Raw genomic sequence first — 23366 nt, 5'->3', positions numbered from 1 at the left:
GCATGAGTCACGGACCCGGCGTGGGTGTGCCGGAAGCCACGCCCCCGCCGGGTCCGCACACGGTGGGCGCGAGCCGCCGCACGGGATGGGTGATGGTCCTCACCGGGACCGTCGGCTGGCTCGCGTCCTTCCAGCTCACCGTGGACGACTGGCGGCTGCTCCGTGACCCCGCCTACCGACCACCCTGCGACATCGGCCCCGTCGTGAGCTGCGGCAGCGTCATGTCCAGCCCGCAGGGCAGCCTGTTCGGCTTCCCCAACATGCTGCTGGGACTGGGCGCCTTCGCCGCCGTGACCGCTCTGGGCATCGCCGTGCTCTCGGGGGCACGCCTGCACCGCCGGCTCTGGCTCACGCTGGACGCCGGCGCGCTGGTCGGGGTGGTGTTCGCGCACTGGCTGATCGGACAGTCGCTCTACGAGCTCGGCACGCTCTGCCCCTACTGCGCCGTCGTCTGGGCCGCGACCATCGCCCTGTTCTGGTACGTCACCCTGCACTGCCTGGAACGCGGAATCGTCCCCGTGCCCCGGGCCGTGCTGTACGTCGTCCGGGACACGCACTGGATACTCCTCGGCGCCTGGTACGGGGTGATCGCGCTGCTCGTCCTCACCCGCTTCTGGCCGTACTGGAGCAGCCTGATCTGACCGACCGCCGCCCTCCGCCCTGAGCACTCCGCCCGCTGCACTCCGTCCTCCGCACAAGCAGTGACGGGCCCACTGGCCCTTCCATCGGGACCTTCGGCCCCCCGCACTCCACCACCCCTCCGAGTTAGGTTTACCTAAGTAGCATCGATGCACGTAGAGAGCGAGGCACGGGCATGGCAACGACAGACCATTCGGCCCTGCGGAACGGCATCTCCCTTCCCGGCGACGGACTCGACGCCGCCCGCATGCCCGGCCACTGGCTGCTGGCCCGGCTGGGCAAGCGTGTGCTGCGCCCCGGCGGTGTGGAGCTGACCCGATGGATGCTGGACGCCCTGGGCGTGGATCCGGAGGACCGGGTCGTGGAGCTGGCCGCCGGCCTCGGGGCCACCGCCCGGCTGACCCTCGCCCGCCGTCCTGCCGCCTACACCGCCGTCGACCGCGACGCCACCGCCGTGGCCGCACTCAGCGCCCTCACCGCCCCGGGCGCGACTCAGGTGCGCGCCGTACGGTCGGACGCCGCGGACACCCGGTTGCCGGACGGCGACGCCACCGTCGTGTACGGCGAGGCGATGCTGACCATGCAGCCCGAAGCCGCCAAGCGCCGCATCGTACGAGAGGTCAGGCGCCTCCTCGACGACTCCACCGGCCGCTACGCCATCCACGAACTGTGCCTGCTGCCCGACGACCTGGACCCGGCACTCGCCGAACGGATCACCCATGACCTGCGCGAGGCCATCCACGTCGGCGCCCGCCCCCTGACTCCCACCGCCTGGAGTGACCTTCTCGCGGACGAGGGATTCACCGTCACCGCCCGCAGGACGGCACCGATGGCGCTGCTCGAACCGCGTCGCCTCATCGCCGACGAAGGACCGGCCCCCGCCCTGCGCATCGCCGGCCGGGCACTGCGGGACCCGGCCGCACTGCGCCGTGTGCTCCACATGCGCCGCGTGTTCCGACGTCACAGCGCCCACCTGGGCGCGATCAGCCTGCTCGCCGTCCCCACCCCGTCCCGGCCCCGAGGAGGAACCCGAGATGACCGCCACCGTGATCAGTGACCTGGCCGCCGAACTGACCGTGCCCGAGGACGGCACCCTCAGCCGTGTCCTGTACCGCGACGACCGTCTACGCGTGGTCGGCTTCGCCTTCGCCGCCGGCCAGGAACTGACCGAGCACACCTCCGCCCTCCCCGTGGTCATCCAGGTCGTCCAAGGCCGCCTCGACCTGGTCCTGGGCGACGAGAAGACCGAGGCGGGGCCCGGCAGCTGGATCCACCTGCCCGCACGGCTGCCGCACACCGTGCGTGCCACCGAGCCCAGCGTCATGCTGCTGACCATGCTCCCCGCCCCGGAGCCGTCCGGGTCCGGGGCGCCTTCCGCGGCATGACCGGCGCCCGGTCGTGTGCGCTGCGTGATCGACGCACCGGTGCCGCCGCGCGCGGCACACGGTGAGCAGCGGCCCCTCGCCGCCGGCCGAACCACACGCGGCGCACACGAGCGGCGCCGCACCCGTCGACGGCCGGAGAGCCACGTCTTCCTGTCTTCCTGTCTTCCTGTCTTCCTGTCTTCCTGTCTTCCTACCCTGCCCTGACCTGGCCTGCCGGGGCCGGGGGCCTCGGTCACACGACGTCGAGAACGTCTTTCACCGGGCGGCGGGGGGTGGCCGGGCCCCGGGGGCCGTAGCCGAGTCGCAGCACCATCTGCACGTAGCCCGTGCCCCATCCCGGGTCGCGGGCCAGCAGGCGCAGGTCGCGGGCCTCCAGGGCGTGGGAGGTCAGGGAGGTGGCCAGGTCGGCCAGCGTGGCCTCCAGCAGAACCCGTTCCAGGGCCTGCCCGGCGCGCAGCCAGTCGGCGGGCGCGTCACCGGGGGTGCTCAGCAGGGCCAGGTGGGGGGCGTGCTCGAAGGCGGTGCTGCCGCGGTCGGCCACCGGCCGGCGTCCGGCGAAGTCCCGTACCGGAGCCTTGCCGTCCCGTTTGCGCGGGCCGAAGGCGTACTCGGGGACGCCGTCGACGGCGGTGTCCGCCTCCGCTCCGAGCCGGGTCCAGCGGATGAGGTCCGCGCGGGCGCCGGGCTCCATCGCGTCGCGGCTCTCCGCATCACGGACCAGGTCGAGCACGGTCTCGGCGTGCCAGGGGCCGGGGAAGAGCAGGACACCCGACTCACGCGCCGCCGCATCCCGCAAGGCGGCCTGGACGTCATCGGGAATGTCCTTCTCGGCGAAGGGGTGGCGGCTGGTGTGCCGCTGCCGGATCGCCTCGTGCAGCCGCGTCAGGTCCTCCTCCCGCAAGCGTCGCTCGTCCGGGTCTGCCAGGTGGACGGCCGCGAGCAGCAGCGGATCCTGTGGCTCGGGCAGCAGCCGGACGTCGGGGGCGAGGTCCGTGTGCGCGGCGGCGACGCGCAGGTTGAACAGCGCCGCCCCGCAGCCGATGTACAGCGCCCGGTTGCCGGGATCGGACCGGGGCATGGCCCGCTCGAGGTCGGCGCGCAGCAGCAGGAGACGCTCGTCGGCGACGTACTGGAAACGCCAGGGCTGCGCGTTGTGCATGGACGGAGCCGCGGCGGCCTCGGCCACGAGCGTGCTCACCGTCTTCTCGTCGAGTTCGCGCGAAGCCATGGAATCCTCCTGTCATGCCCCGCCGTGCCGCGGGCCCCCACCAGGTACCGCGTCAGCGGGGCGGCCTGGGGGCCGGCACCACGGCCTCGGCGGCGTTCAGGCCCGCAACCCGACGGGCCGATTCCAGTGTCTGCCCAGCGGCACCGCCGAGCACCCGGAATCCGCACACCGACGCGGCCATCACGGAACACGATGCGCACGGACCTCGTCCTGCTCGGATCAGCGACCGCTCCGGACTTCCACACACCCGTGCCGGCGCTAAGACCCGGACCGGTCCGCACGGGGGTCCGGTGAGGGGCGTTCGTTCGGTCCTGCGGGTGCCGACGGCGGTGAAGGCTCAGCGTCCTTCGTGCCGCAGCCGGTCCTGTGCCTGCGTGGCGATGACCGCGGCCTGGATGCGCCGCTCCACGCCGAGCTTGGCGAGCAGACGGGAGATGTGGTTCTTGACCGTCTTCTCCGCCAGGTAGAGCCGCTGTCCGATCTGGCGGTTGGTCAGGCCCTCGCCGATCAGAGCCAGGATCTCCCGCTCCCGGGCGGTGAGCCCCGGCAGGGCGTCCGGCTCCTCCTCCGGCTGCTGGTCCTGGCGCAGCCGGGCCATCACCTTGGCGGTGGCGCTGGGGTCGAGCAGGGACTGGCCTGCGGCCACCGTACGCACGGCGGACACCAGGTCCGTGCCCTGGATCTGCTTCAGCACGTATCCGGAGGCTCCGGCCATGATCGAGTCGAGCAGGGCCTCCTCGTCGTCGAACGAGGTCAGCATCAGGCAGGCCAGTTCCGGCATGCGTGAGCGCAGCTCGCGGCAGACGGTCACGCCGTCTCCGTCGGGCAGCCGCACGTCGAGCACGGCCACCTGCGGGCGCAGCGCGGGGACCCGCACCAGGGCCTGCTCGACGGTGCCGGCCTCGCCGATCACGGCGATGTCCGGCTCGTCGTTCAGCAGGTCGCGCACCCCGCGCCGTACCACCTCGTGGTCGTCCAGCAGGAAGACCCGGATCGGGTTGTCGGTACCGGGTCGCTCGCTGTCCGCCATCGACGGCTCCTGTCCTGTGTCGTCTGTCTCCTGTACCGGAGCCCGCCGGATGGGCGGGACCGGTCCTTCCCTGTCGCAGATCTTGCGCGCTTCCGGGCCGAACGGCCAGGGCCTACCGGCCCTTTTCCCTCTGCCGTTCGCGCATTCCCACGCGTACCGGTTCTGATCGCGTACCCGGCGCCGCCCGCTGCCGAACGCCGGGGAGTCCGGGTGCGCGGGTGCGCGGGTGCGCGGCTGCGCGGGTGCGCCTCACCGGCCGCGGCCGGCGACCGGGCCGATACCGGAGGGGGAACCGCCGAGGCCCGCGATCACCGGATCACTCATCGGGTACTCCCCGTCCCGGAGCACATCCGACGCGCGGCCCTTCGGCTCCCGGGACTGGGTGCGGCCGACACCCTCGCCGAGATCCGGGGCGCCCCGCGCAACGCCGAGCGGTTCGCCGGCCCGACCCGCGCACCACCGCGTGGCTGACATGGACGCCCGGCGCCACAGCGCGCGCACGCTCCACCGCCTCGCCCACCAGACGGTGGGCCCCGTCCACCCCCACGGCCACCAGACCACTCACCGCGCCTCCCGCATCCGGTACGCCCTGCCCTTACCTCCAGGTTCCCCCCGGCCACCGGACGTCGAGGGCCGGCCCGGCCCGGCGGCAAGGGGGCAGTTCGGCCCGGAAGCTCGGGACCGGTCGGCCCTGCCCCGTCGAGCCGGTGCGCGGGAGGCTGAAGAGGCATCGAGGGGCCGGCCACCCGGGACGGTCCAACGGGACAGCAGCGGCCGCCGGTCGCCCTCACCCGAGAGTTCCGGCCCCCGATGCCCACCGCGGGAGCACTTGGCGCGGCGGGGACGGAGATCGGCCCGCGGTGGCCGTGCGCGGGGAAAACCAGTGGCCCTCCACGGGCACCAGCGGAGAAGGGAACTGCTGTGAAGACCTCCAAGGTCGGTGAGGTGATGACCCCCGAGGTCATCCAGGCCCACCAGGACACACCGTTCAAGGACGTGGCACGCATGCTGGCCCGGCACCGGATCAGCGGCCTGCCGGTCGTGGACGCCGACGACAAGGTTCTCGGCGTCATCTCCGAGACCGACCTGATGCGCAGGCAGGCGGCACAGGCCGAACGGGACCGGGGAGACCGTCTCCGGCTGCCCGCTCTGCGCCGGAAGGCACGTATCGCCGCCGCCAAGGCCCGTGCCATGACCGCCGGGCAGCTGATGTCGACGCCCGCGATCACCGTGCATCCGGAGCAACGCGTCGCGGAAGCCGCACGGGTGATGGAGCGTCACCACATCGAACGCCTGCCCGTGGTGGACGAGGAGGACCGTCTGATCGGCATCGCCACCCGCCGGGACCTGCTGCGGGTCTTCCTGCGCACCGACGACGAGATCCGTCAGGAGATCATCGACGAGGTCCTGACCCGCGCCATGTGCCTGCCGCCCCACACCCTCGTCGTCTCGGTCCACGACGGCACGGCCATGCTGGAGGGACGCCTGGAACGCCGTAGCGACATCCCGGTGGCCGTCCGGCTGACCTGGCGGGTGGACGGCGTGGTGGGCGTGATGAACAGCCTCACCTTCCGCGACGACGACATCCACCCACCCGAGAAGCACCCCTCCCGACGGATCGCCCACCACTGGCTCCCCGAACGGTGAACCCCGGCGCCCCTTCGGCGCCGTACCGCCGGTACGGCGGCCCCGACCACCCCCGCTGCGCGGCCTGTCCGGTGTGATCCACTCGGCGCCGGGGCGGAGCGGACATCCATAGCCCCACCATCTCCCCGGGACGTCCTCGGCGCTCGCAGGCGCTGCCGAGGGCCCGTCTCCGTCCGCGTTCCGGCGCCCCTCCCGCCCTCGGGTGGCCGACCGGCCCTGGTGTCCCGGGCCGGTCGGGCCCCGGTCGGGACCTTCGACGCCTGGGGAGCGGCTGCCGTCTGCGAGACGGTCATGGTGCGAGCGGTACCGACCACGCGGTGCCGCTCCCGACACGGACGCTGCCGGTCTTCCGGCCCACGACCTCGACGACGGAGGCGCAACCCCATGACCTCACAGGACGCCCGAACCCGAGCCGCCGCCCCGGGCGGCGAGCCGTCCGAGACCGCCATCGCGGTGGACCGACTGGTCACGAACGGGCTCAAGGCGCTCGCCGACTACGAGGACCTGACGCAGGAACAGGTCGACCACATCGTCAACAAGGCCTCGGTCGCCGCCCTGGACCAGCACACCGCGCTCGCGCGGCTCGCGGTGGAGGAGACCGGCCGCGGCCTCTTCGAGGACAAGGCCGCCAAGAACATGTTCGCGTGCGAGCACGTCACCCACAGCATGGGCCGTATGAAGACCGTCGGGGTCATCGCCCGCGACGACATCGAGGACATGGTCGAGATCGCAGAACCGGTGGGTGTGGTCTGCGCGATCACGCCGGTCACCAATCCGACCTCCACCACGATCTTCAAGGCGCTGATGGCCCTGAAGACCCGCAACCCGGTCGTCTTCGCCTTCCACCCCTCCGCCCAGCGCTGCAGCGCCGAGGCGGCCAGGATCGTGCGCGACGCCGCCGTCGCCGCGGGCGCGCCGAAGCACTGCGTCCAGTGGATCGAGACCCCGTCGGTCGAGGCCACCGGCACTCTCATGCGCCACCCGGGCGTCTCCCTGATCCTCGCCACCGGCGGCAACGCCATGGTCAAGGCCGCCTACTCGGCCGGCAAGCCCGCCCTGGGCGTCGGCGCCGGCAACGTTCCCGCCTACGTCCACAGGAGCGCCAAGCTGCGCCGGGCCGTCAACGACCTGGTGCTGTCGAAGTCGTTCGACAACGGCATGATCTGCGCCTCCGAACAGGCCGTCATCCTGGACGACGAGATCTACGACGCCGCCCTGGCGGAGTTCCGCACCCTGCACGCCCACCTGGCGACCGCCGAGGAGAAGGCGAAGCTGGAGGCGTTCCTGTTCCCCGCCGACCGGACGGGGAAGGGCTGCGAACCCAAGGTCAACGCGGCGGCCGTCGGCCAGAGCCCGGCGTGGATCGCCGAGCAGGCCGGCTTCACCGTGCCCGCCGACACCTCGCTCATCCTGGTCGAGGCCGACCGGGTCGGCCCGGACGAGCCGCTGACCCGCGAGAAGCTCTGCCCGGTGCTCGCCGTGCTGCGCGCCGGCTCCGAGGAGCAGGGGTTCGACCTGGCCGCCGACATGGTCGCCTTCCACGGCCAGGGCCACAGCGCGGTCATCCACACCGAGGACCGCGAACTCGCCGAGGCGTACGGCAGGCGCATCAAGACCGTACGGATCATCGTCAACGCGCCCTCCTCGCAGGGCGCCATCGGCGGCATCTACAACGGCCTGCTGCCGTCCCTGACCCTGGGCTGCGGCTCCTGGGGCAGCACGTCGGTGTCCAACAACGTCTCCGCACCCCAGTTGCTGAACGTCAAGCGGGTCGGGACGCGCCGCAACAACCTGCAGTGGTTCAAGGTCCCGCCGAAGATCTACTTCGAGCCGCAGGCCATCCGCTACCTCGCCGACATGCCGGACGTCCACCGCGTCACGATCGTCACCGACGCGACGATGACCCGTCTCGGCTTCGTCGACCGCGTCGACCGGGTCCTCAAGCGCCGTCCCGGGCCCGTGACGCTGCAGATCATCGACAACGTCGAACCGGAACCCAGCATCGACTCCGTGCAGCGCGGCGCCCGCCTCATGCGCGACTTCCGCCCGGACACGATCATCGCGCTCGGCGGCGGCTCGCCCATGGACGCGGCCAAGGTGATGTGGCTCCTCTACGAGCACCCGGACACCGACTTCGCCGACATGCGGCACAAGTTCTCCGACATCCGCAAGCGGGCCTTCCGCTTCCCCACGTTGGGCGCACGCGCCCGCCTGGTGTGCGTCCCCACCACCTCCGGCACCGGCGCCGAGGTCACCCCCTTCGCCGTCATCTCCGACCCCGCCACCGGCAAGAAGTACCCGCTGGCCGACTACGCGCTCACGCCCAGCGTGGCCATCGTCGACCCCCTGCTCACCACCGAGCTGCCCCCGGCACTGGCCGCCGACAGCGGCTTCGACGCCCTCACCCACGCCATCGAGGCGTACGTCTCCGTCTACGCCAACGACTTCACCGACGGCCTCGCCCTGCACGCGATCCGCCTGATCTTCGACCACCTCGAAGCGGCGGTGAACGACCGCGAGGGCTCGGCCGAAGCCCGCGAGAAGATGCACAACGCCGGCACCATCGCGGGCATGGCTTTCGGCAACGCCTTCCTCGGCATCGTCCACGCCATGTCCCACACCCTCGGCGCCACCTTCCACATCGCTCACGGCCGCACCAACGCCGTCCTGCTCCCCCACGTCATCCGCTACAACGGCACCGCCCCGACCAAGCTCACCGGCTGGCCCAAGTACGAGAGCTACCGCGCCCCCGAACGCTTCCAGGACATCGCCCGCACCCTCGGCCTGCCCGCCGCCACACCCGGCGACGGCGTGGAGTCGCTCGCCTGGGCCGTGGAGCGGCTGCGCGACGCCGTGGCCATCGAGCCGTCGTTCCGGTCCCTCGGTGTGGACGAGCGCGCCTTCCTCGACGCCCTGCCCCAGCAGTCCCTCAACGCCTACGAGGACCAGTGCGCCCCCGCCAACCCGCGCATGCCCATGCTCGACGACATGCAGGAGATCATGCGCACCGCCTACTACGGCCCGGCCGGCGCACCTGCCGAATAGGCCACCTCAAGCCCCCTCGGCCAGATCCGACCGCGGCCCGGACGCCCCCGCCCGGGCCGCGTCGGTGCGTCGGTGCGTCGGTGCCGACAGCGTCGAGCGCCACGCTTCTCAAGGCGGCGTGCAGCTTCGCGGCCGGCGACCCGGCTCGGGCAAGCACAAGAGCGCGAGAGCCGTCACCGACCGTTTCGCCCACCAGGACGACGCCACGCGCTCGCCGACTTCGCCGACCGGACCGGGGCAACGGAAACCGGACGTCCACCTTCAGGGAACCCGTCGACGAAGCCGTCGACGAAGCCGTCGACCCGAAGAGCGCCGTGCAGATCAACGTCTGTGCAGGCCCGGGTCACCTGGTACGACGAATATGGGGACGTCGTCTCCAGCCCTTCGGAGGGTGATCGCTGTGCAACCACAAGTCGCGGGCCGGGAGGGAACGCTTCCGATGCTGCTGATCTGCGGCGTGCACTACACCGCCGCACCCTTGCTGGCTGCCGATCCGTCGGCCTGGCGGCGCTACCTGCGGCTCACCTTCGACGGCATGTGCGCCACCGGCACCGGGCCTCTACCCCCGGCACTCTTCCACGACTCCTTGCCGCCGATGGTCCGGTAGGGCCGACCGGCATGCGCCAGAAGGTCACCGCCGCGCGGGCTGCCGACACAACCGAATCCGGCTGCTACAGGCCTCCGCCCCGCGGTCCCGAGGACCGCGGCCCGGGCGGCAGTGGAAGCCGGGCCCACCTGTCGAGGCTCTGCCTGCCGCCGCGGCGTCCAAGCCGAACCCGGATCGGTCGGGAGGCGACCGCACAATTCGCTGATCCACGGTTGGTACTTCGCCTCGGCAGCGTATGCCTCCTCGTAGTGACGGGAGAGCGCGTCATAACCACGCCGGACCAGGTCTTTGGGGTCATCGATGTCCACGGCGGTGCACGGTAGTTGGCCGCCTCGCGGTTCCACGAACGGTTTTCGTGCCCTGGCGGGCCGATCGAAGGGACGGTGAACCCCTCCGGGATCGGTGGAGCGGTCATGCGGCGGTGGACCGGGAACCGTACGTCCCGCGCTCCTGGACAGCCGACCCCGATCGCTGCCGGGCCGCCGGGCCGGGCGAGGAAGCCGGGTTCGCCACCAAACCGGAGCCGGCCACCCGCTTGATCACCCGGTTCCTTGGCGCCGGACCCCAACACCCTCAACCCTACGAAGGATTGATCGCCTGACAGGACACCCCGGGGTCCGCGTTCACAGCGCCCGCAGGCCGTGCTCCCGGAACTGCTCCCGCACCCGCTCCGTCAGGTCGGGATCCGGGGCGGGTGTGTCGCGCAGCGGGAAGGGGATGCCCAGCGCGTCGTACTTGTGGGTGCCGAGCTTGTGGAACGGCAGGACGTCCACCCGGTCGACGTTGCCCAGCCCGGAGAGGAACCCGCCGAGCCCGTCGACGGCCGCGGGGTCGTCGGTCCAGCCGGGCACGAGGACGTAGCGGATCCACACCGGGACGCCGAGTCGGTCCAGGCGGGTGGCGAAGTTGAGGGTCGGGGCCAGGTCACCTCCGGTCAGCTTCCGGTAGGTACGGACGTCGAAGGACTTGATGTCCAGCAGCACCAGGTCGGTGTCGGCGAGAAGCTCGTCGCTCGCGCGGGCGCCCAGGAAGCCGGAGGTGTCGAGGGCCGTGTGCAGACCGAGTTCCTTGCAGCGGCGGAAGATCCCGGCCGTGAACGCGGGCTGCAGCAGGGCCTCGCCGCCGGTGAGCGTCACTCCCCCGCCTGCGGTGGTGATGAAGCCCCGGTACCTCTCGATCTCGGCCATCACCTCGTCGACGGTGGTCTGCCTGCCGTCGCGCATGTGCCAGGTGTCCGGGTTGGCGCAGTACAGGCAGCGCAGTGGGCAGCCGCTGACGAAGAGGACGAACCGGGTCCCGGGACCGTCCACTCCCGTGGACAGATCCCAGGAGTGGACCCGGCCCGTCACCGGCTCGACCGTGGTGTTCACAGCGATCCGTGGAAGGTGCGGCTGATCACGTCGAGCTGCTGCTCGCGCGTCAGGCGAACGAAGTTGACCGCGTACCCGGAGACCCGGACCGTCAACTCCGGGTACTTGTCCGGGTGTTCCATCGCGTCCTCCAGCGTCGCCCGGTCCAGGACGTTGACGTTCATGTGGAATCCACCGGAGGCCATGTACGCGTCGAGGATGCCGGCCAGATGCGCGGCGCGCTCGGCCGGGTCGTGGCCCAGGCCCTCGGGGGTGATGGTCGTCGTGAGCGAGATGCCGTCGCGGGCCTGCTCGTACGGGAGCTTGGCCACCGAGAGGGCCGAGGCGGCCACGCCATGCCGGTCGCGTCCGTTCATCGGGTTGGCGCCGGGCGCGAACGGGGCGCCCGTGCGCCGGCCGTCGGGGGTGTTGCCGGTGTGCTTGCCGTACACCACGTTCGAGGTGATGGTCAGGACCGACTGGGTGTGCTCGGCGTCGCGGTACGTGGGGTGCTCGCGCACCTTCGTCATGAACGACTCCACCAGGGCGGCCGCGATCGCGTCCACACGGTCGTCGTTGTTGCCGTACGCCGGGAAGTCGCCCTCGACCTCGTAGTCGACGGCCAGTCCCGTGGCATCCCGGATGACCTTCACGCGCGCGTGCTTGACGGCCGAGAGGCTGTCCGCCGCCACCGAGAGGCCGGCGATGCCGCACGCCATGAAGCGGTGCACGGGGTGGTCGTGCAGGGCCATCTCGATGCGCTCGTAGGCGTACTTGTCGTGCATGTAGTGGATGACGTTGAGCGCGTTGACGTACGTGGCCGCCAGCCAGTCCAGCATGCGGTCGTACGCCGCCGACAACTCGTCGTAGTCCAGGTACTCGCCGGCCAGCGCGGGCGTCTCGGGGGCGATCTGCTCGCCGGTCATCTCGTCGCGGCCGCCGTTGATCGCGTACAGCATGGCCTTGGCGAGGTTGACCCGCGCCCCGAAGAACTGCATCTGCTTGCCCACCGCCATCGCGGAGACGCAGCAGGCGATCGCGGTGTCGTCGCCGGTGCGCGGGCGCATCAGGTCGTCGGACTCGTACTGGATCGCGCTGGTGTCGATCGAGACCTGGGCGCAGAACCGCTTGAAGCCCTCGGGCAGCCTCGGCGACCACAGGACGGTCAGGTTGGGCTCGGGGGCCGGGCCGAGGTTGTAGAGGGTCTGGAGGAAGCGGAAGGAAGTGCGGGTGACCAGCGGGCGGCCGTCGGTGCCGATGCCGCCGATGGACTCCGTCACCCAGGTCGGGTCGCCGGAGAAGAGAGCGTCGTACTCGGGGGTGCGCAGGAACCGTACGATCCGCAGCTTGATCACGAAGTCGTCGACCAGCTCCTGGGCGCGCGTCTCGTCGATGGTGCCCTCGTCCAGGTCGCGCTGGAGGTAGACGTCCAGGAACGTGGAGGTGCGGCCCAGCGACATCGCGGCGCCGTTCTGCTCCTTCACCGCCGCCAGGAAGCCGAGGTAGAGCCACTGGACGGCCTCCCGGGCGGTGGCCGCGGGCCGGGTGACATCGCAGCCGTACGAGGCCGCCATCTGCGCGAGATCACCCAACGCCCTTGTCTGCTCGGCGAGTTCCTCCCGGTCACGGATGACGTCCGGGGTGGAGGGCCGCGCGTCCAGCAGGGCCCGCTCGGCCCGCTTGGCCTCGACCAGCCGGGCGGTGCCGTACAGCGCGACGCGCCGGTAGTCGCCGATGATCCGCCCGCGGCCGTACGCGTCCGGCAGCCCGGTGATGATGCCCGCCTTGCGGGCGGCGCGCATCTCGGGGGTGTACGCGTCGAAGACACCGTCGTTGTGGGTCTTGCGGTAGGTGCCGAAGACGCGCTTCACGAAGTGGTCGGCCTGGTAGCCGTATGCCTTCAGCCCGTTCTCGACCATCCGCAGCCCGCCGTTCGGCATGATCGCCCGCCGGAGCGGCGCGTCGGTCTGCAGGCCGACGATCAGTTCGCGGTCGCGGTCGATGAAGCCCGGCCGGTGCGAGGTGATGGTCGACGGCAGGCCCGTGTCGACGTCGAGGATGCCGCGGCGGCGCTCCTCGGGGAACAGACGGGCGACCTTGCCCCAGACGGCGAGCGTGCGCTCGGTCGGCGCGGTCAGGAACGTCGAATCGCCTTCGTAGGGGGTGTAGTTGGCCTGGATGAAGTCGCGCACGTCGACCTGGGTCCGCCACTGCGAACCGGCGAAGCCTCGCCATGCCTCGGTCACCGCACGGGGTCCAGCCGTCACCGTTGCCGTCATCGCCGGTCTCTCCCTCACTCAGCCGTGGAACTTCTTCGCTCTTGATGCTCGTCGCTCGCGGTGCCCCCGGGGAGGGCCTCTCGGCGCACCTGGGGCGCGCCACCCGTCCCTCTCGTACCGGGCCGTAGGTCCCTGTCAGGCAGGGACCCGCTCCTCGTCGCCCGGTCCGGACCGAGCGGGAACAGCCCGTCCGGCCAGGCAGCCCCGGTCCGGTCGTCAGGGGGTGCCGCACGCGTTCCGGCGGCGCTCAGCCCACAGCCAGATCGGGACGCACCAGGGTCCCCGACCTCCCGTGGATGATCTCGTACGCCGCGTCCAGGGCGCCGATGGCGGCCAGGCCGCCGGTGCGTTCGACGAACCGTGCGGCGGCCTCCGTCTTGGGGCCCATGGAGTCGGCCGGGAAGCCCGCGCGGCGCAGGTCGTCGGGGGTGGCGTCGAGGACGGGCTGCGGGTCGTGGGTGCCGTAGCCGGCATAGACGCACGGGACGTCGGTGAGGATGAGCAGGAAGTCGGCCTTGAGTTCCTCGGCGAGCAGGGCTGCGGTGAGGTCCTTGTCGACGACCGCCTCCACACCGTGCAGCGCGCCGGTGTCGTGGTCGGCGGTGACGGGCACGCCTCCACCGCCGGCGCAGATGACCAGCACTCCGCAGGTGAGCAGGTCGTGGATGGTCTCGGTCTCGACGATGCCCTCGGGCGCGGGTGAGGCGACGACCTGGCGCCACCCGGTGGCGTCCTTGGCGATGTGCCAGCCGCGCCTTCGCGCGAGGGTGCGGGCGACGTCCTGGGGGTAGACGGGGCCGACGCGCTTCGTGGGCCGCGCGAAGGCCGGGTCGTCGGCCCGTACCAGGGTGTGGGTGACGAGTGCGGCGATCTTGCGGCCGGGCAGCGTGTCGTGCAGGGCCCGGACCAGCAGAGAGCCGATCAGGCCCTCGGTCTGGGCGCCCAGCAGGTCCAGTGGATAAGGGGCGGTCAGGACGGGGTCGGCCGCGCTCTCCATCGCGAGCAGGCCGATCTGCGGCTCGTTGCCGTGGGTGACGACGATCTCGTGTTCGAGAGCGAGGGCGGCGATGGCGGTGGTCACCCGGTCGATGTTCGCCTGCTGCACGGCCGCGTCGGGGCGTTCGCCCCGGCGTAGCAGGGCATTGCCGCCGAGAGCGATGACGATGCGCATGGCTTGGGTCCTCCAAGGGGCCACGAACGACCTTGATGGTGTGCGGCCGGTTCGTTCTCCGCCCGGTCGCGGTGGATGGAAAGGACCCCTCGGGGTCCCGGTGCGTCAGTCGTGCGCGACGACGGCGACGGGCGCGGTGGCGTGGTGCAGCGCGGCGTGTGTGACGGAGCCGATGTGGGCGCCGAGCGGGCTGCGGTGGATCCGGCGGCCGACGACGACCAGGGACGCCTGTCGGGAGGCGTCGACCAGGTGGACGGCGGGACTGCCGGAGCGGGACTCCTCGACGACCTCGACGGCCGGGTACTTCTCCTTCCAGCGGTGCAGCACCTCGGCCAGCGTGGCGACGTCCTGCTTGCCCAGCGCGGCGTCGAGCTCGGGGTCGGCGGGCAGGCCGTACGCGAGGTACGGCGGCGGGTTCCAGACGTGGACGACCCGCAGGGGCGTGACACGGCGGGCGGCCGCCTCGAAGGCGAAGGCGATCACCGTGTCGTCGGGGTGGTCGGTGTCGAGCCCGAGGACGACGGGACCGTCGGCTGCCTGCTCGCCGGCCCGGACCAGCACCACAGGCTGCTCGGCCTGTGCCACGACGGCCTGGCCCACGGAGCCGACGAGGAATCCGCCGATGCCGCTCAGCCCCCGGGAGCCGAGGACCAGGAGTTCGGCGTCCTTCGCCGCCCGAGTCAGCACCTCGGCGGGCCGGCCCGGGACCTGCTCCACGGACACGTCCAGGCCGGGGTGACGCGACTTGAGCCCTTCGGCCACCTCGCGCGGGATGCGTACGCTCCACCTCTGCCGCGTCTCGCCGCCGAGGAACCGCGCCAGGGCCAGGGGCTCGGAGACCGCCTCCAGGACGTGGACCAGCGTGAGCGACAGGCCACGCCGCTTCGCCTCGCCGGCCGCCCACTCCGCCGCGGCACGGCTCTCGGCCGAGCCGTCGAGACCTACGACAACACTGCGGATCATGGTTCTGCCTCCTGACCGGGGATGTGATTCCAGCGTCGTGGACCGGAGGTCGGCCGTGGAGGGGCCGCTGGTCCCCGACGGGGGCCGGTGGGCCCTGAAGTCCCGTCCGGCTCGCGAGGCCCGGCACGGTCATCACGGGTGGGCGCCCGCCCGCGTTGTCGGGGTCACCCGCGTACGCCCGGCACGCGGGCGGGCCTCCGCCTCGCGAGGCCCGGCACCGGACCATGGCGGAACCCGCCGGACGCCCATCCGGCCACCGTCGTCTTCTCCGTCGTCGTGCCGGCCTTCCTCTCCGTCGTCGTGCCGGCCTTCCTTTCCGCCGTCGTGCCGGCCTTCCTTTCCGCCGTCGTGCCGGCCCCCCGCTCTCCGCCATCACCCGGCACGTCCGCGCCGTGCCCGGCCCCCTGCCGGCCGTGGTGCCCGCCACGCGGGCGGTGGCGGCCTTCGGGCTCGACCACCGCTACGGCCTCAGGACAATCGGCGACGTCCCGGCCGGCCCGCCGGGGCTCGCCCTGCCGGACCTGACCGAACTGCCGTACCCCTGCCGCCCGCCCCGGGCGTCGTGCTTGTCTGCCGCCCGCCCTGGGCGTCGTGCTTGTCTGCCGCCCGCCCCAGGCGTCGTGCTCGTCTGCCGCCCGCCCCAGGCGTCGTGCTCGTCGGCTGCACCGACGTCGTCCGCACCGCACGAGCCTTCGCCGACCGCGACACGGACGCCGTCGTCGTCGGGCGCCTCCGACAGCGGCACCGGACAGGGCCGAGGGGGAGGTCGTCCCTGCACCATCCGGCCCCGGCCCGGATGGGACCCGTGGGGCCGCTGTGCCTGAATCGGTGGGGCCGTTCGGCCCCTCTTCGGCCGGCGCCGCCGAAACGCGGTCCGGTGCCTGCTACACAGAAGACGGTCGCCCCTTCGTCCGCGGCGCCGATCCCACCTCACCCCCCTGCCTGGGAGTCTCCATGCTGTCCGCAGAATCCGCCGCCGTCGTCCGTGCCACCCTGCCCGCCGTGGGCGGAGCACTCGACGAGATCACCACCCGCTTCTACGGCGCCATGTTCCGCGACCGGCCGGAACTGCTCGACGGGATGTTCAACCGCGGCAACCAGGCCAGCGGTGCCCAGCGCCAAGCCCTGGCCGGTTCGATCGCCGCCTTCGCGACCGCGCTGCTGGAGCAGCCGGACGTCCGCCCCGACGCCCTGTTGAGCCGTATCGCGCACAAGCACGTCGCCGTCGGGGTCACCGACGACCAGTACACGATCGTGCACAAGTACCTGTTCGGCGCGATAGCCGAGGTCCTCGGCGACGCGGTCACCCCCGACGTGGCGGCCGCCTGGGACGAGGTGTACTGGCTGATGGCCGGCGCGCTGATCGCCCAGGAGGCCCGCCTCTACCAGGACGCGGGCCTCGAGCCCGGCAGGATCTGGCGGCAGTGGACGGTCGTCGAACGCCGTACCGAGACCCCGGACGTGGTGTCCTTCCTGCTCCGCCCGGCCGACGGCGCAGCCGCGCCACGGGCACGGGCGGGCCAGTACGTCAGCGTGCGCCTGCGCATGCCGGACGGCGTCCACCAGCTGCGCCAGTACAGCCTGTCCTCGGACCCGGGCGGGGACCTGCGCCGGATCACCGTGAAGCGGGTCCCCGGCACGGACGGCTCGCCGGACGGCGAGGTCTCCGACCTGCTGCACCGCTCCGTGCGCGCAGGAGACGAACTGACGCTCTCCGCGCCCTTCGGCGACGTCGTCCTCGACGACCCGGCCGACGCCACCACCCCCGTCGTGCTGGTCTCCGCGGGCATCGGCTGCACCCCCATGACCGGCATGCTGGCCCAGCTCGCCGCCCTCGGTTCGACCCGCCCGGTACTGCTCCTGCACGCCGACCACTCCCCCGCCGACCACGCCCTGCGCGCCGAGACCCGGAACCTCGTCGGGCGACTCCCCCACGCCCGCGCCGTCTTCTGGTACGAGCGACCGGGTCAGGAGGAACCCGACGCCCGTGCCGGACGGATGGACCTCGAAGGGATCGAACTGCCCGACGACGCCACGGTGTTCCTGTGCGGCCCGCTGCCGTTCATGCGCGACGTACGCGGACAGCTGCTGCGCGCGGGGGTGCCGGCGCGGCGCATTCGGTACGAGGTCTTCGGCCCCGACCTGTGGCTGCCCGGCCCGACGGCCTGAGCGGCGTCGGACATCCCCTCCCCCGTCCAGGAAAGGAACCACCATGACCAGCAAGGACGCCCACACCACCGTGCCCACCGTACTGCTGCGTGCGGACGGCGAGGTGGACGAGGAGACCCTGGCGTACGCCCGCACGAAGATCGACGCCGTCGTCGGCCGGCCGGAACTTCCCGACGTCACCGGCGAGGTGCGCGTCACGCGTGCCGCCGCCCACCACGCGGACCGTCCCTGGTCGGCCACGGCAGCCCTGCACGTCGGCAGGCGCGAGGTGGTCGTCCTCGCCGAGGCGGCCACCGGCCGGGAACTCGTCGACCAACTCCAGGACCGGCTGCGCCGCCAGACCGACAAGGCCGCCCACGCCCGGCGCCCCGGCCAGCACACGCCGGCACCGCCGTGGCGTGGCGGCAGCCCGGCCCCACGTCCTGCCGAAGGCGGCGGCGACGGGGCGGACTCTCACCCGGTGTGAGCCCACGGTGAGTACAGGCCCGGTCGGTGACGGTCCGCCGGCCGGGCTCTGTCACGCCCCGCGGCCCCGCACGTGGACACCGTGGAAGCCCACCTCGCGGGCCATGCGGACCCCGCAAGGGACCAACGGCCCACTGACGGAGCCCGCCGACGTGGGAAACCGTGGGGTCGCGGTTCCCGATCGACGGGCGAGAACGAGGAGTTGTGTGATGGCGAAGGCGTATCTGGTGGGCAGCGGCATCGCAGCGCTCGCCGCGGCCACGTTCCTGATCCGCGAGGGCGGGTTCGACGGAGCCGACATCCACCTCTTCGAGGAGCAGCGGAACATCGGCGGCAGCCTGGACGCGGGCGGCACCGCGGACGCCGGCTACACCATGCGTGGCGGGCGGATGTTCGAGGCCGAGTACCGCTGCACGTACGACCTGCTGTCCGGCATCCCCTCGCTCGACGACCCCGCGGTGTCCGTGACACAGGAGATCCTCGCCGGTCAGGAGGACTTCGCCTGGAACGACATCGCACGGCTCGTCGACAGGGACGGAAAGATCGTCGATGTGCGCTCGATGGGATTCTCCGAGCGCGACCGCCTGGATCTGGTGCGCTGCCTGGCGACCCCCGAGGGGCACCTGGACGGCAAGCGGATCACCGACTGCTTCACCGAGCACTTCTTCACCACGAACTTCTGGTTCCTGTGGTGCACCACGTTCGCCTTCCAGCCCTGGCACAGCGCGATCGAGTTCCGCCGCTACCTCAAGCGCTTCATCCACCTCCTCCCCGAGCTCTCCTCCCTCTCGGGCGTCCACCGCACCCGCTACAACCAGTACGACTCGATCATCCGGCCCCTGACCGCCTGGCTCAGCGAACGGAACGTCACCGTCCACACCCGCTGTCACGTCACCGACCTCGGGTTCGCGCCGGGGCACCGGTCCACGACGGTCCAGCGCATCTACGTGACCCGGGACGGCCGTGACGAACAGATCGACGTGGCCCCCGACGACCTGGTCCTGGTCACCAACGGCTCCATGACCGACTCCACCAGCGTCGGCTCGCACGTCGCCGCTCCGCCGCCCCCTCCCCGGAACTCGGACGCCTGGCTGCTCTGGCACCGGCTGTCCAGGGGCCGCGACGACTTCGGCGACCCGGCCGTCTTCGACAAGCACGTCAAGGAGTCCCGCTGGGAGTCGTTCACCGTCACCACCAAGGACCCCGCCTTCCTGGACGCGCTCGCGGAGTTCAGCGGCCGGGAGACCGGGCGGGGCGGGCTGATGACGTTCACCGACTCCAACTGGCTGCTCACCGTCGTCGCGGGCCGCCAGCCCGTCTACCGCGACCAGCCCGAGGACGTCGCGGTGTGGTGGGGCTACGGCCTGCACCCCGCCCGCGCCGGCAACCACACGCCCAAGCCGATGACGATGTGCTCCGGCCGGGAGATCCTCGAAGAGATCCTGCACCACCTGCCCTTCGACGAGCCGACGGCAGCCCGTGTCCTTGAGACCTCCACCGTCGTGCCCTGCCTCATGCCCTACATCACCAGCCAGTTCCTGGCCCGCCGCCGAGACGACCGGCCCGACGTGGTGCCCGACGGCTCGGTCAACCTCGCCTTCATCGGTCAGTTCGCCGAGGTGCCCGACGACGTCGTCTTCACCGTCGAATACTCCGTACGCACCGCCTGGACGGCTGTGGCCCGACTCCTCGACCTCGACAGGCAACCGCCGGCGGTCTACAAGGGCCACCACGATCCCCACGTACTGGCCGCCGCCCTGGAGACCCTGCACCGCCGATAGCCACCACGGGCGACTCCACCGGGGTCCTGGCACCGGTTCCGACGACTGCCGCCCTGGGCCGCCCTGGGCCGCCCTGGGCCGCCGTGGGCCGCCGTGGGCCGCCGTGGGCCGCCGTGGGATCCAACGGTGTCCGGCAGCCCCTGGCAGACCTGTGCCACCTCCCGCCGCTACGCCGTGCGTCCCGCCACGTACCACCTCGACGGCAGTTCGATCCGGGTGCCGTCGGCCGCGTACTCCGTGGTGACCAGCGGAAGTTCGCCGTCGGCGACGAGGGTGAGGCCGGATGCGCCCAGGTACTGCGGGATCGCGGCGTCGGAGACCTCGCCCGGGGCGATTCCGTGGCGGAAGACCGGGGCGAGTTTGGCGGGCGGGCCGGTGGGGCTCTGGGCGAGGCCCATGAGAACGGGCTTGGCGGCCTCGGCGAGTTCCACGAGGCACGCCCGGCCACGCTCTCCCAGCAGCGTGGCGACGGTGTCGACGAGGCGTTGGCGGTCGTCGGGCTCGCACTGGTGCAGAACGCCGCGTACGTAGACGTTGGCGTCGCCGAGGTCCGTGTGGAGGGTCTCGGCGTCCGCCTTGTCGGCGGCGTCGAGCAGGCGGTAGGCAGCCCGGCCTGCGGGGTCGGCGCGGCGGGCCCGGTCGAGGGCGGCGGCGCTGAGGTCGGCGCCGATCACCCGGGGGAACCGGTCGGCCAGGAACCGGGTCTGGGTGCCGTTGCCGCAGCCCAGGTCGACGAGGGGCAGGGCGGGGTCCGTCAAGTACGGCTCGAACAGCGCGAGATGGACGGCCGCGGTCCGTTCGGGCCCGGCGTCCCAGAAGACCGCGCCCGGTTCGTCGGGGGCCTCCCGCCAGAACCCCTCCCAGGCCTCCCGGTACCGACTCGTCACGCTCATGCCCAACCCCCCGGAACAGCGACGCGGCCCACCGCTGCGGCGGCCGAGACCGGTCTATCGCGCCCGGATGGCAAGGACAAGCACCGTGCGCGCACCTTCACCTCTCGTTCAGATCACGCGCGCCGCCCAGCGCCCCGCACGCCCCCCGGCTCCGGCTCTCTCTCCTCTGCCCCGGCGCAAGCGACCGCCCGCAGGCTCAGCGCCGCCTCGGCAGCGTCAGCTCGAACCACACCGTCTTGCCCGCGCCCGTCCGGCTCGTGCCCCACTCGCGGGCCAGGGTCGTCAGGACGCGCAGCCCGCGGCCGAACTCGTCCGTGGGCGCCGCGCTGAGCAGGGTCGGCAGGGTGGGGTCGTCGTCGTAGACCTCGCACTGCAGGGTGTCGCCGCGGACGAGGCGGAGTTCGATGCGCCGTCCGCGCGCGTGGCGTACGGCGTTGGTGACGAGTTCACCGACCAGGAGCGCGGTGGTGTCCGCGAGGGCGTCGAGGCCCCAGACGTACAGCTGTTCGCGGACGACGGCGCGGGCGCGGCCCGCCTCGATCGGGTCGGGGGTGAGGCGCCACTCGGCGACGTCCTCGGGTTCGATGCCGTTGAGCCGCGCCATCAGCAGGGCCACGTCGTCCTTGCGGCCGCCGCGCGTGTTGAGGGCGCGGATGATCGTGTCGCAGGCGTCGTCCATGGAGGCGGCCGGGTGGGCGGCGGACTCGCAGAGCGTCGCGAGGCCCACGCCGATGTCCTCGCCGCGCATCTCGACGAGGCCGTCGGTGCACATCACGAGCCGGTCGCCGGGCTCCACGCGCACGCGTACCGCCTCGAACGGCACCCCGCCGACTCCGATGGGCGCGCCCGTGGGCAGGTCGAGGAGTTCGCTGCGGCCGTCCACCGCACGGACCAGGACGGGCGGGATGTGCCCGGCGTTGGCGAGGTGCAGTTCGCCCGCGATGGGGTCGTAGACGGCGTAGAGGCAGGTCGCGAGGTAGTGCTCGCCGAGGCGCTGGGCGAGGTCGTCGAGGTTGCGCAGGAGCTGCGCGGGCGGCAGGTCGAGGGCGGCCATGGTCTGGACGGCCGTGCGCAACTGGCCCATCATCGCGGCGGAGTTGAGGCCGTGCCCCATGACGTCGCCGACGACCAGGGCGGTGCGGGCGCCGGGCAGTTTCACCGAGTCGAACCAGTCGCCGCCGACCCGCCCGAGCAGGGTGCCCGGGAGGTAGCGGGTGGCGATGTCGCAGCCCGCCATGTGGGCCTCGATCTGCGGGAGCATGCTGTCCTGGAGCGTCTCGGCGACGTTCTCCTGGTACGTGTACATGCGGGCGTTGTCGAGGACGAGGCCCGCGCGGGCGGCGAGTTCGGCGCCGGTGACGCGGTCCATGTCGTCGAAGACCTCGCGCTCCGGGTGGCGCAGCAGGATCATGAAGCCGAGCACCACGTTGCGGGCCTTCAGCGGCACGACCAGCATGGAGCGGTTGCTGATCAGCGGCCGGATGTCGCGCTTCTCGAACTGCGCGGCGATCGCGTGCCCCATCTGCTCGCTGATGCGCGGCACGAGGACGGGCTCGCCCGTGGTCATGCACTGGAAGAACGGGGTGTGTGCCGGGAACGGCATGGCCTCGCCGACGGGTACGACGTCGTCCCAGCGGCCCGGCTCGTCGGTGTGCTCCACGGCCACCCGGTGCCACATGGTCGTCGTGTCCGGCACCCCCTCGGGGAAGCCCTCACCGGCGACGACCTGTTCGCGCAGATAGGTGCCGGCGACGTCGGTGAAGCGGGGCACGACCGCCCTGCTGACCTCGACGATGGTCCGGGACAGGTCGAGGGAGGTGCCAATACGTCCGCTGACCTCGTTGAGGAACTCCAGGCGCTCGCGTACGGCCGCGTATTCGAGGTCCTCACCCTCGTCGCGCACGTCCTGAGGGACCGGCCGCCCTTCGGCGACGGCGCGCGCGGCCCGTTCGCGGCGCGCCTGTCGCTCCGCGCGCCGGGGTACGCCCCAGTCCGGGGTGACGGGCACCCGGTCGTTCTGGCTGAACTCCAGTATCGGATAGCCCAGTTCGAGGACCTGGGCGACGATGCGGGCGCCCTCGCCGACGCTCATGCTGGGCAGGATCTCGGGGAGCCTGCGGGCGAGTTCCTCGGCGCCGGGGAAGTCGGTGTGCAGGGCGAAGCCGGGCGCGATGCGCTCGACGGCCACGGCCGCGGCCGCGTTGTCGTCCGGCCGCCGCAGTGTCTCGGCGTCGGCGGCCAGCACGAGGAGCCGCTCCCGGCCCGGGCCGACCAGGGGGTACGCCCACCACAGGACGTCCACGCGGCCGCCGTCGGGCACGGTGAGGCGGGCGCGGCCCGCCGCCGGGTAGGACAGATGTCCGTCGAGGGAGGTCTCCAGGTCGTGGCCGAGCGCGTCGTACCCGCCGTATGCCCCGTGGGGCGGGATGTCGTCGTCGTCCGGGAGGGCGCCGGAGACGGGCAGCAGGTCGAGGGCGGGGCGGCCCACCGCGTCGTCCTTGGCTGTGCCGAAGAGCCGGCGTGCGCCGGTGCTCCAGTGCGACACGAGGCCGGCGCGGTCGACGAGGACCACGGCCAGCGGGATGCGGCCGGGCGCGGCGTGCTCCGCCGTGCCGTCACCGGCTCCGGGGCCGATCTTCGCACCCGTGTCGGTGCCACGGTCCATGGCCAAGGCCCTTTCTCCCCGCGGCTCGCAAGATCTGCGCCGCCCCCACT

18 protein-coding genes and 1 pseudogene are annotated in these 23366 nt (G+C 72.3%); 10 read left to right on the top strand and 9 right to left on the bottom strand.

All coding sequences use genetic code 11. The annotated features are described in order from the left end of the window. The first annotated feature begins 2 nt into the window (after positions 1-2). The 3 genes from OG272_RS39915 (at position 3) to OG272_RS39905 (ending at position 2024) form a co-directional block, all read left to right on the top strand. Positions 3-641 carry a vitamin K epoxide reductase family protein gene (locus OG272_RS39915; RefSeq protein ID WP_327727010.1) on the top strand — a complete coding sequence of 213 codons (639 nt, stop codon included), beginning with the start codon at positions 3-5 and terminating at the stop codon, positions 639-641. A 173-nt stretch (positions 642-814) separates the two neighbouring features. Further along, positions 815-1696 carry a methyltransferase domain-containing protein gene (locus tag OG272_RS39910; protein ID WP_327727011.1) on the top strand — a complete coding sequence of 294 codons (882 nt, stop codon included), beginning with the start codon at positions 815-817 and terminating at the stop codon, positions 1694-1696. Further along, on the top strand, positions 1674-2024 hold the full coding sequence (locus OG272_RS39905; RefSeq protein ID WP_326574911.1) for a cupin domain-containing protein: 351 nt from the start codon (positions 1674-1676) through the stop codon (positions 2022-2024). The genes OG272_RS39910 and OG272_RS39905 overlap by 23 nt, the downstream gene beginning before the upstream one ends. Positions 2025-2256: 232 nt before the next feature. On the opposite strand, the gene OG272_RS39900 is transcribed toward OG272_RS39905, so the two are convergent. From OG272_RS39900 to OG272_RS39890, 3 genes are all read right to left on the bottom strand, one after another. Then, positions 2257-3252 carry an Acg family FMN-binding oxidoreductase gene (locus OG272_RS39900; RefSeq protein WP_327727012.1) on the bottom strand — a complete coding sequence of 332 codons (996 nt, stop codon included), beginning with the start codon at positions 3250-3252 and terminating at the stop codon, positions 2257-2259. A 337-nt stretch (positions 3253-3589) separates the two neighbouring features. Then, positions 3590-4282, bottom strand: coding sequence for a response regulator transcription factor (locus OG272_RS39895; protein WP_326574914.1), 693 nt, complete (start codon positions 4280-4282; stop codon positions 3590-3592). A 249-nt stretch (positions 4283-4531) separates the two neighbouring features. Continuing rightward, on the bottom strand, positions 4532-4756 hold the full coding sequence (locus OG272_RS39890) for a hypothetical protein (protein WP_326574916.1): 225 nt from the start codon (positions 4754-4756) through the stop codon (positions 4532-4534). 447 nt (positions 4757-5203) lie between these two features. On the opposite strand from OG272_RS39890, the gene OG272_RS39885 reads away from it, so the two are divergent. The 4 genes and pseudogenes from OG272_RS39885 to OG272_RS39870 form a co-directional block, all read left to right on the top strand. Next, on the top strand, positions 5204-5929 hold the full coding sequence (locus OG272_RS39885) for a CBS domain-containing protein (RefSeq protein ID WP_405895671.1): 726 nt from the start codon (positions 5204-5206) through the stop codon (positions 5927-5929). 384 nt (positions 5930-6313) lie between these two features. Continuing rightward, entirely contained in the window at positions 6314-8974 is a 2661-nt protein-coding gene (gene adhE / locus OG272_RS39880; protein ID WP_326574920.1) for a bifunctional acetaldehyde-CoA/alcohol dehydrogenase, read from the top strand. A gap of 439 nt (positions 8975-9413) precedes the next feature. Next, complete coding sequence (locus OG272_RS39875) at positions 9414-9581, top strand: hypothetical protein (protein WP_326574922.1); 168 nt, start codon at positions 9414-9416, stop codon at positions 9579-9581. 409 nt (positions 9582-9990) lie between these two features. Beyond that, positions 9991-10143: pseudogene (locus OG272_RS39870) on the top strand (IS701 family transposase); the annotation flags it as partial. Between the two features lie 61 nt (positions 10144-10204). On the opposite strand, the gene pflA reads toward OG272_RS39870, so the two are convergent. The 4 genes from pflA to OG272_RS39850 all read right to left on the bottom strand — a co-directional run bounded on the left by pflA (position 10205) and on the right by OG272_RS39850 (position 15343). Then, complete coding sequence (gene pflA, locus OG272_RS39865) at positions 10205-10951, bottom strand: pyruvate formate-lyase-activating protein (protein WP_327727014.1); 747 nt, start codon at positions 10949-10951, stop codon at positions 10205-10207. Next, positions 10948-13209: a formate C-acetyltransferase gene (gene pflB, locus OG272_RS39860; RefSeq protein WP_327727015.1), complete on the bottom strand. Its 2262-nt coding sequence runs from the start codon at positions 13207-13209 to the stop codon at positions 10948-10950. The genes pflA and pflB overlap by 4 nt, the downstream gene beginning before the upstream one ends. Before the next feature lie 247 nt (positions 13210-13456). Then, positions 13457-14380: a carbamate kinase gene (locus tag OG272_RS39855; protein WP_326574929.1), complete on the bottom strand. Its 924-nt coding sequence runs from the start codon at positions 14378-14380 to the stop codon at positions 13457-13459. A gap of 105 nt (positions 14381-14485) precedes the next feature. Further along, a complete protein-coding gene (locus OG272_RS39850; RefSeq protein ID WP_327727016.1) occupies positions 14486-15343 on the bottom strand; it encodes a universal stress protein in 858 nt (285 codons plus the stop codon). Positions 15344-16297: 954 nt separating this feature from the next. Between OG272_RS39850 and OG272_RS39845 the strand changes: the two genes are divergently transcribed. The 3 genes from OG272_RS39845 to OG272_RS39835 all read left to right on the top strand — a co-directional run bounded on the left by OG272_RS39845 (position 16298) and on the right by OG272_RS39835 (position 19758). Beyond that, the gene (locus OG272_RS39845) at positions 16298-17512 is read left to right on the top strand and encodes a globin domain-containing protein (protein WP_405895670.1); all 1215 of its coding nucleotides are present in this window, start codon (positions 16298-16300) and stop codon (positions 17510-17512) included. Between the two features lie 43 nt (positions 17513-17555). Then, positions 17556-17978: a hypothetical protein gene (locus OG272_RS39840; protein ID WP_328505713.1), complete on the top strand. Its 423-nt coding sequence runs from the start codon at positions 17556-17558 to the stop codon at positions 17976-17978. 205 nt (positions 17979-18183) lie between these two features. Continuing rightward, the gene (locus OG272_RS39835; protein WP_405895669.1) at positions 18184-19758 is read left to right on the top strand and encodes an oleate hydratase; all 1575 of its coding nucleotides are present in this window, start codon (positions 18184-18186) and stop codon (positions 19756-19758) included. A 167-nt stretch (positions 19759-19925) separates the two neighbouring features. Here the strand turns inward: OG272_RS39835 and OG272_RS39830 are convergent, their stop codons facing one another. Together OG272_RS39830 and OG272_RS39825 are read right to left on the bottom strand one after the other, a co-directional pair. Next, positions 19926-20651, bottom strand: coding sequence for a class I SAM-dependent methyltransferase (locus tag OG272_RS39830; protein ID WP_327727020.1), 726 nt, complete (start codon positions 20649-20651; stop codon positions 19926-19928). A gap of 196 nt (positions 20652-20847) precedes the next feature. Continuing rightward, a complete protein-coding gene (locus OG272_RS39825) occupies positions 20848-23316 on the bottom strand; it encodes a SpoIIE family protein phosphatase (RefSeq protein WP_405895668.1) in 2469 nt (822 codons plus the stop codon). Positions 23317-23366: the final 50 nt, after the last annotated feature.

This window comes from Streptomyces sp. NBC_00104 (assembly GCF_045160825.1).
GTDB lineage: Bacteria > Actinomycetota > Actinomycetes > Streptomycetales > Streptomycetaceae > Streptomyces.
The sequence above is the reverse complement of the archived record's forward strand: the minus strand, read 5'-3'. Positions and strand labels throughout refer to the sequence as shown.

Excerpts from the sequence above, each read along its gene's own strand:
- OG272_RS39915 (WP_327727010.1), top strand. The coding sequence starts at position 3 with ATGAGTCACGGACCCGGCGTGGGTGTGCCGGAAGCCACGCCCCCGCCG.
- OG272_RS39910 (WP_327727011.1), top strand. The coding sequence starts at position 815 with ATGGCAACGACAGACCATTCGGCCCTGCGGAACGGCATCTCCCTTCCC.
- OG272_RS39905 (WP_326574911.1), top strand. The coding sequence starts at position 1,674 with ATGACCGCCACCGTGATCAGTGACCTGGCCGCCGAACTGACCGTGCCC.
- OG272_RS39900 (WP_327727012.1), bottom strand. The coding sequence starts at position 3,252 with ATGGCTTCGCGCGAACTCGACGAGAAGACGGTGAGCACGCTCGTGGCC.
- OG272_RS39895 (WP_326574914.1), bottom strand. The coding sequence starts at position 4,282 with ATGGCGGACAGCGAGCGACCCGGTACCGACAACCCGATCCGGGTCTTC.
- OG272_RS39890 (WP_326574916.1), bottom strand. The coding sequence starts at position 4,756 with ATGTCAGCCACGCGGTGGTGCGCGGGTCGGGCCGGCGAACCGCTCGGC.
- adhE (WP_326574920.1), top strand. The coding sequence starts at position 6,314 with ATGACCTCACAGGACGCCCGAACCCGAGCCGCCGCCCCGGGCGGCGAG.
- OG272_RS39875 (WP_326574922.1), top strand. The coding sequence starts at position 9,414 with ATGCTGCTGATCTGCGGCGTGCACTACACCGCCGCACCCTTGCTGGCT.
- pflB (WP_327727015.1), bottom strand. The coding sequence starts at position 13,209 with ATGACGGCAACGGTGACGGCTGGACCCCGTGCGGTGACCGAGGCATGG.
- OG272_RS39855 (WP_326574929.1), bottom strand. The coding sequence starts at position 14,380 with ATGCGCATCGTCATCGCTCTCGGCGGCAATGCCCTGCTACGCCGGGGC.
- OG272_RS39850 (WP_327727016.1), bottom strand. The coding sequence starts at position 15,343 with ATGATCCGCAGTGTTGTCGTAGGTCTCGACGGCTCGGCCGAGAGCCGT.
- OG272_RS39845 (WP_405895670.1), top strand. The coding sequence starts at position 16,298 with ATGCTGTCCGCAGAATCCGCCGCCGTCGTCCGTGCCACCCTGCCCGCC.
- OG272_RS39840 (WP_328505713.1), top strand. The coding sequence starts at position 17,556 with ATGACCAGCAAGGACGCCCACACCACCGTGCCCACCGTACTGCTGCGT.
- OG272_RS39830 (WP_327727020.1), bottom strand. The coding sequence starts at position 20,651 with ATGAGCGTGACGAGTCGGTACCGGGAGGCCTGGGAGGGGTTCTGGCGG.
- OG272_RS39825 (WP_405895668.1), bottom strand. The coding sequence starts at position 23,316 with ATGGACCGTGGCACCGACACGGGTGCGAAGATCGGCCCCGGAGCCGGT.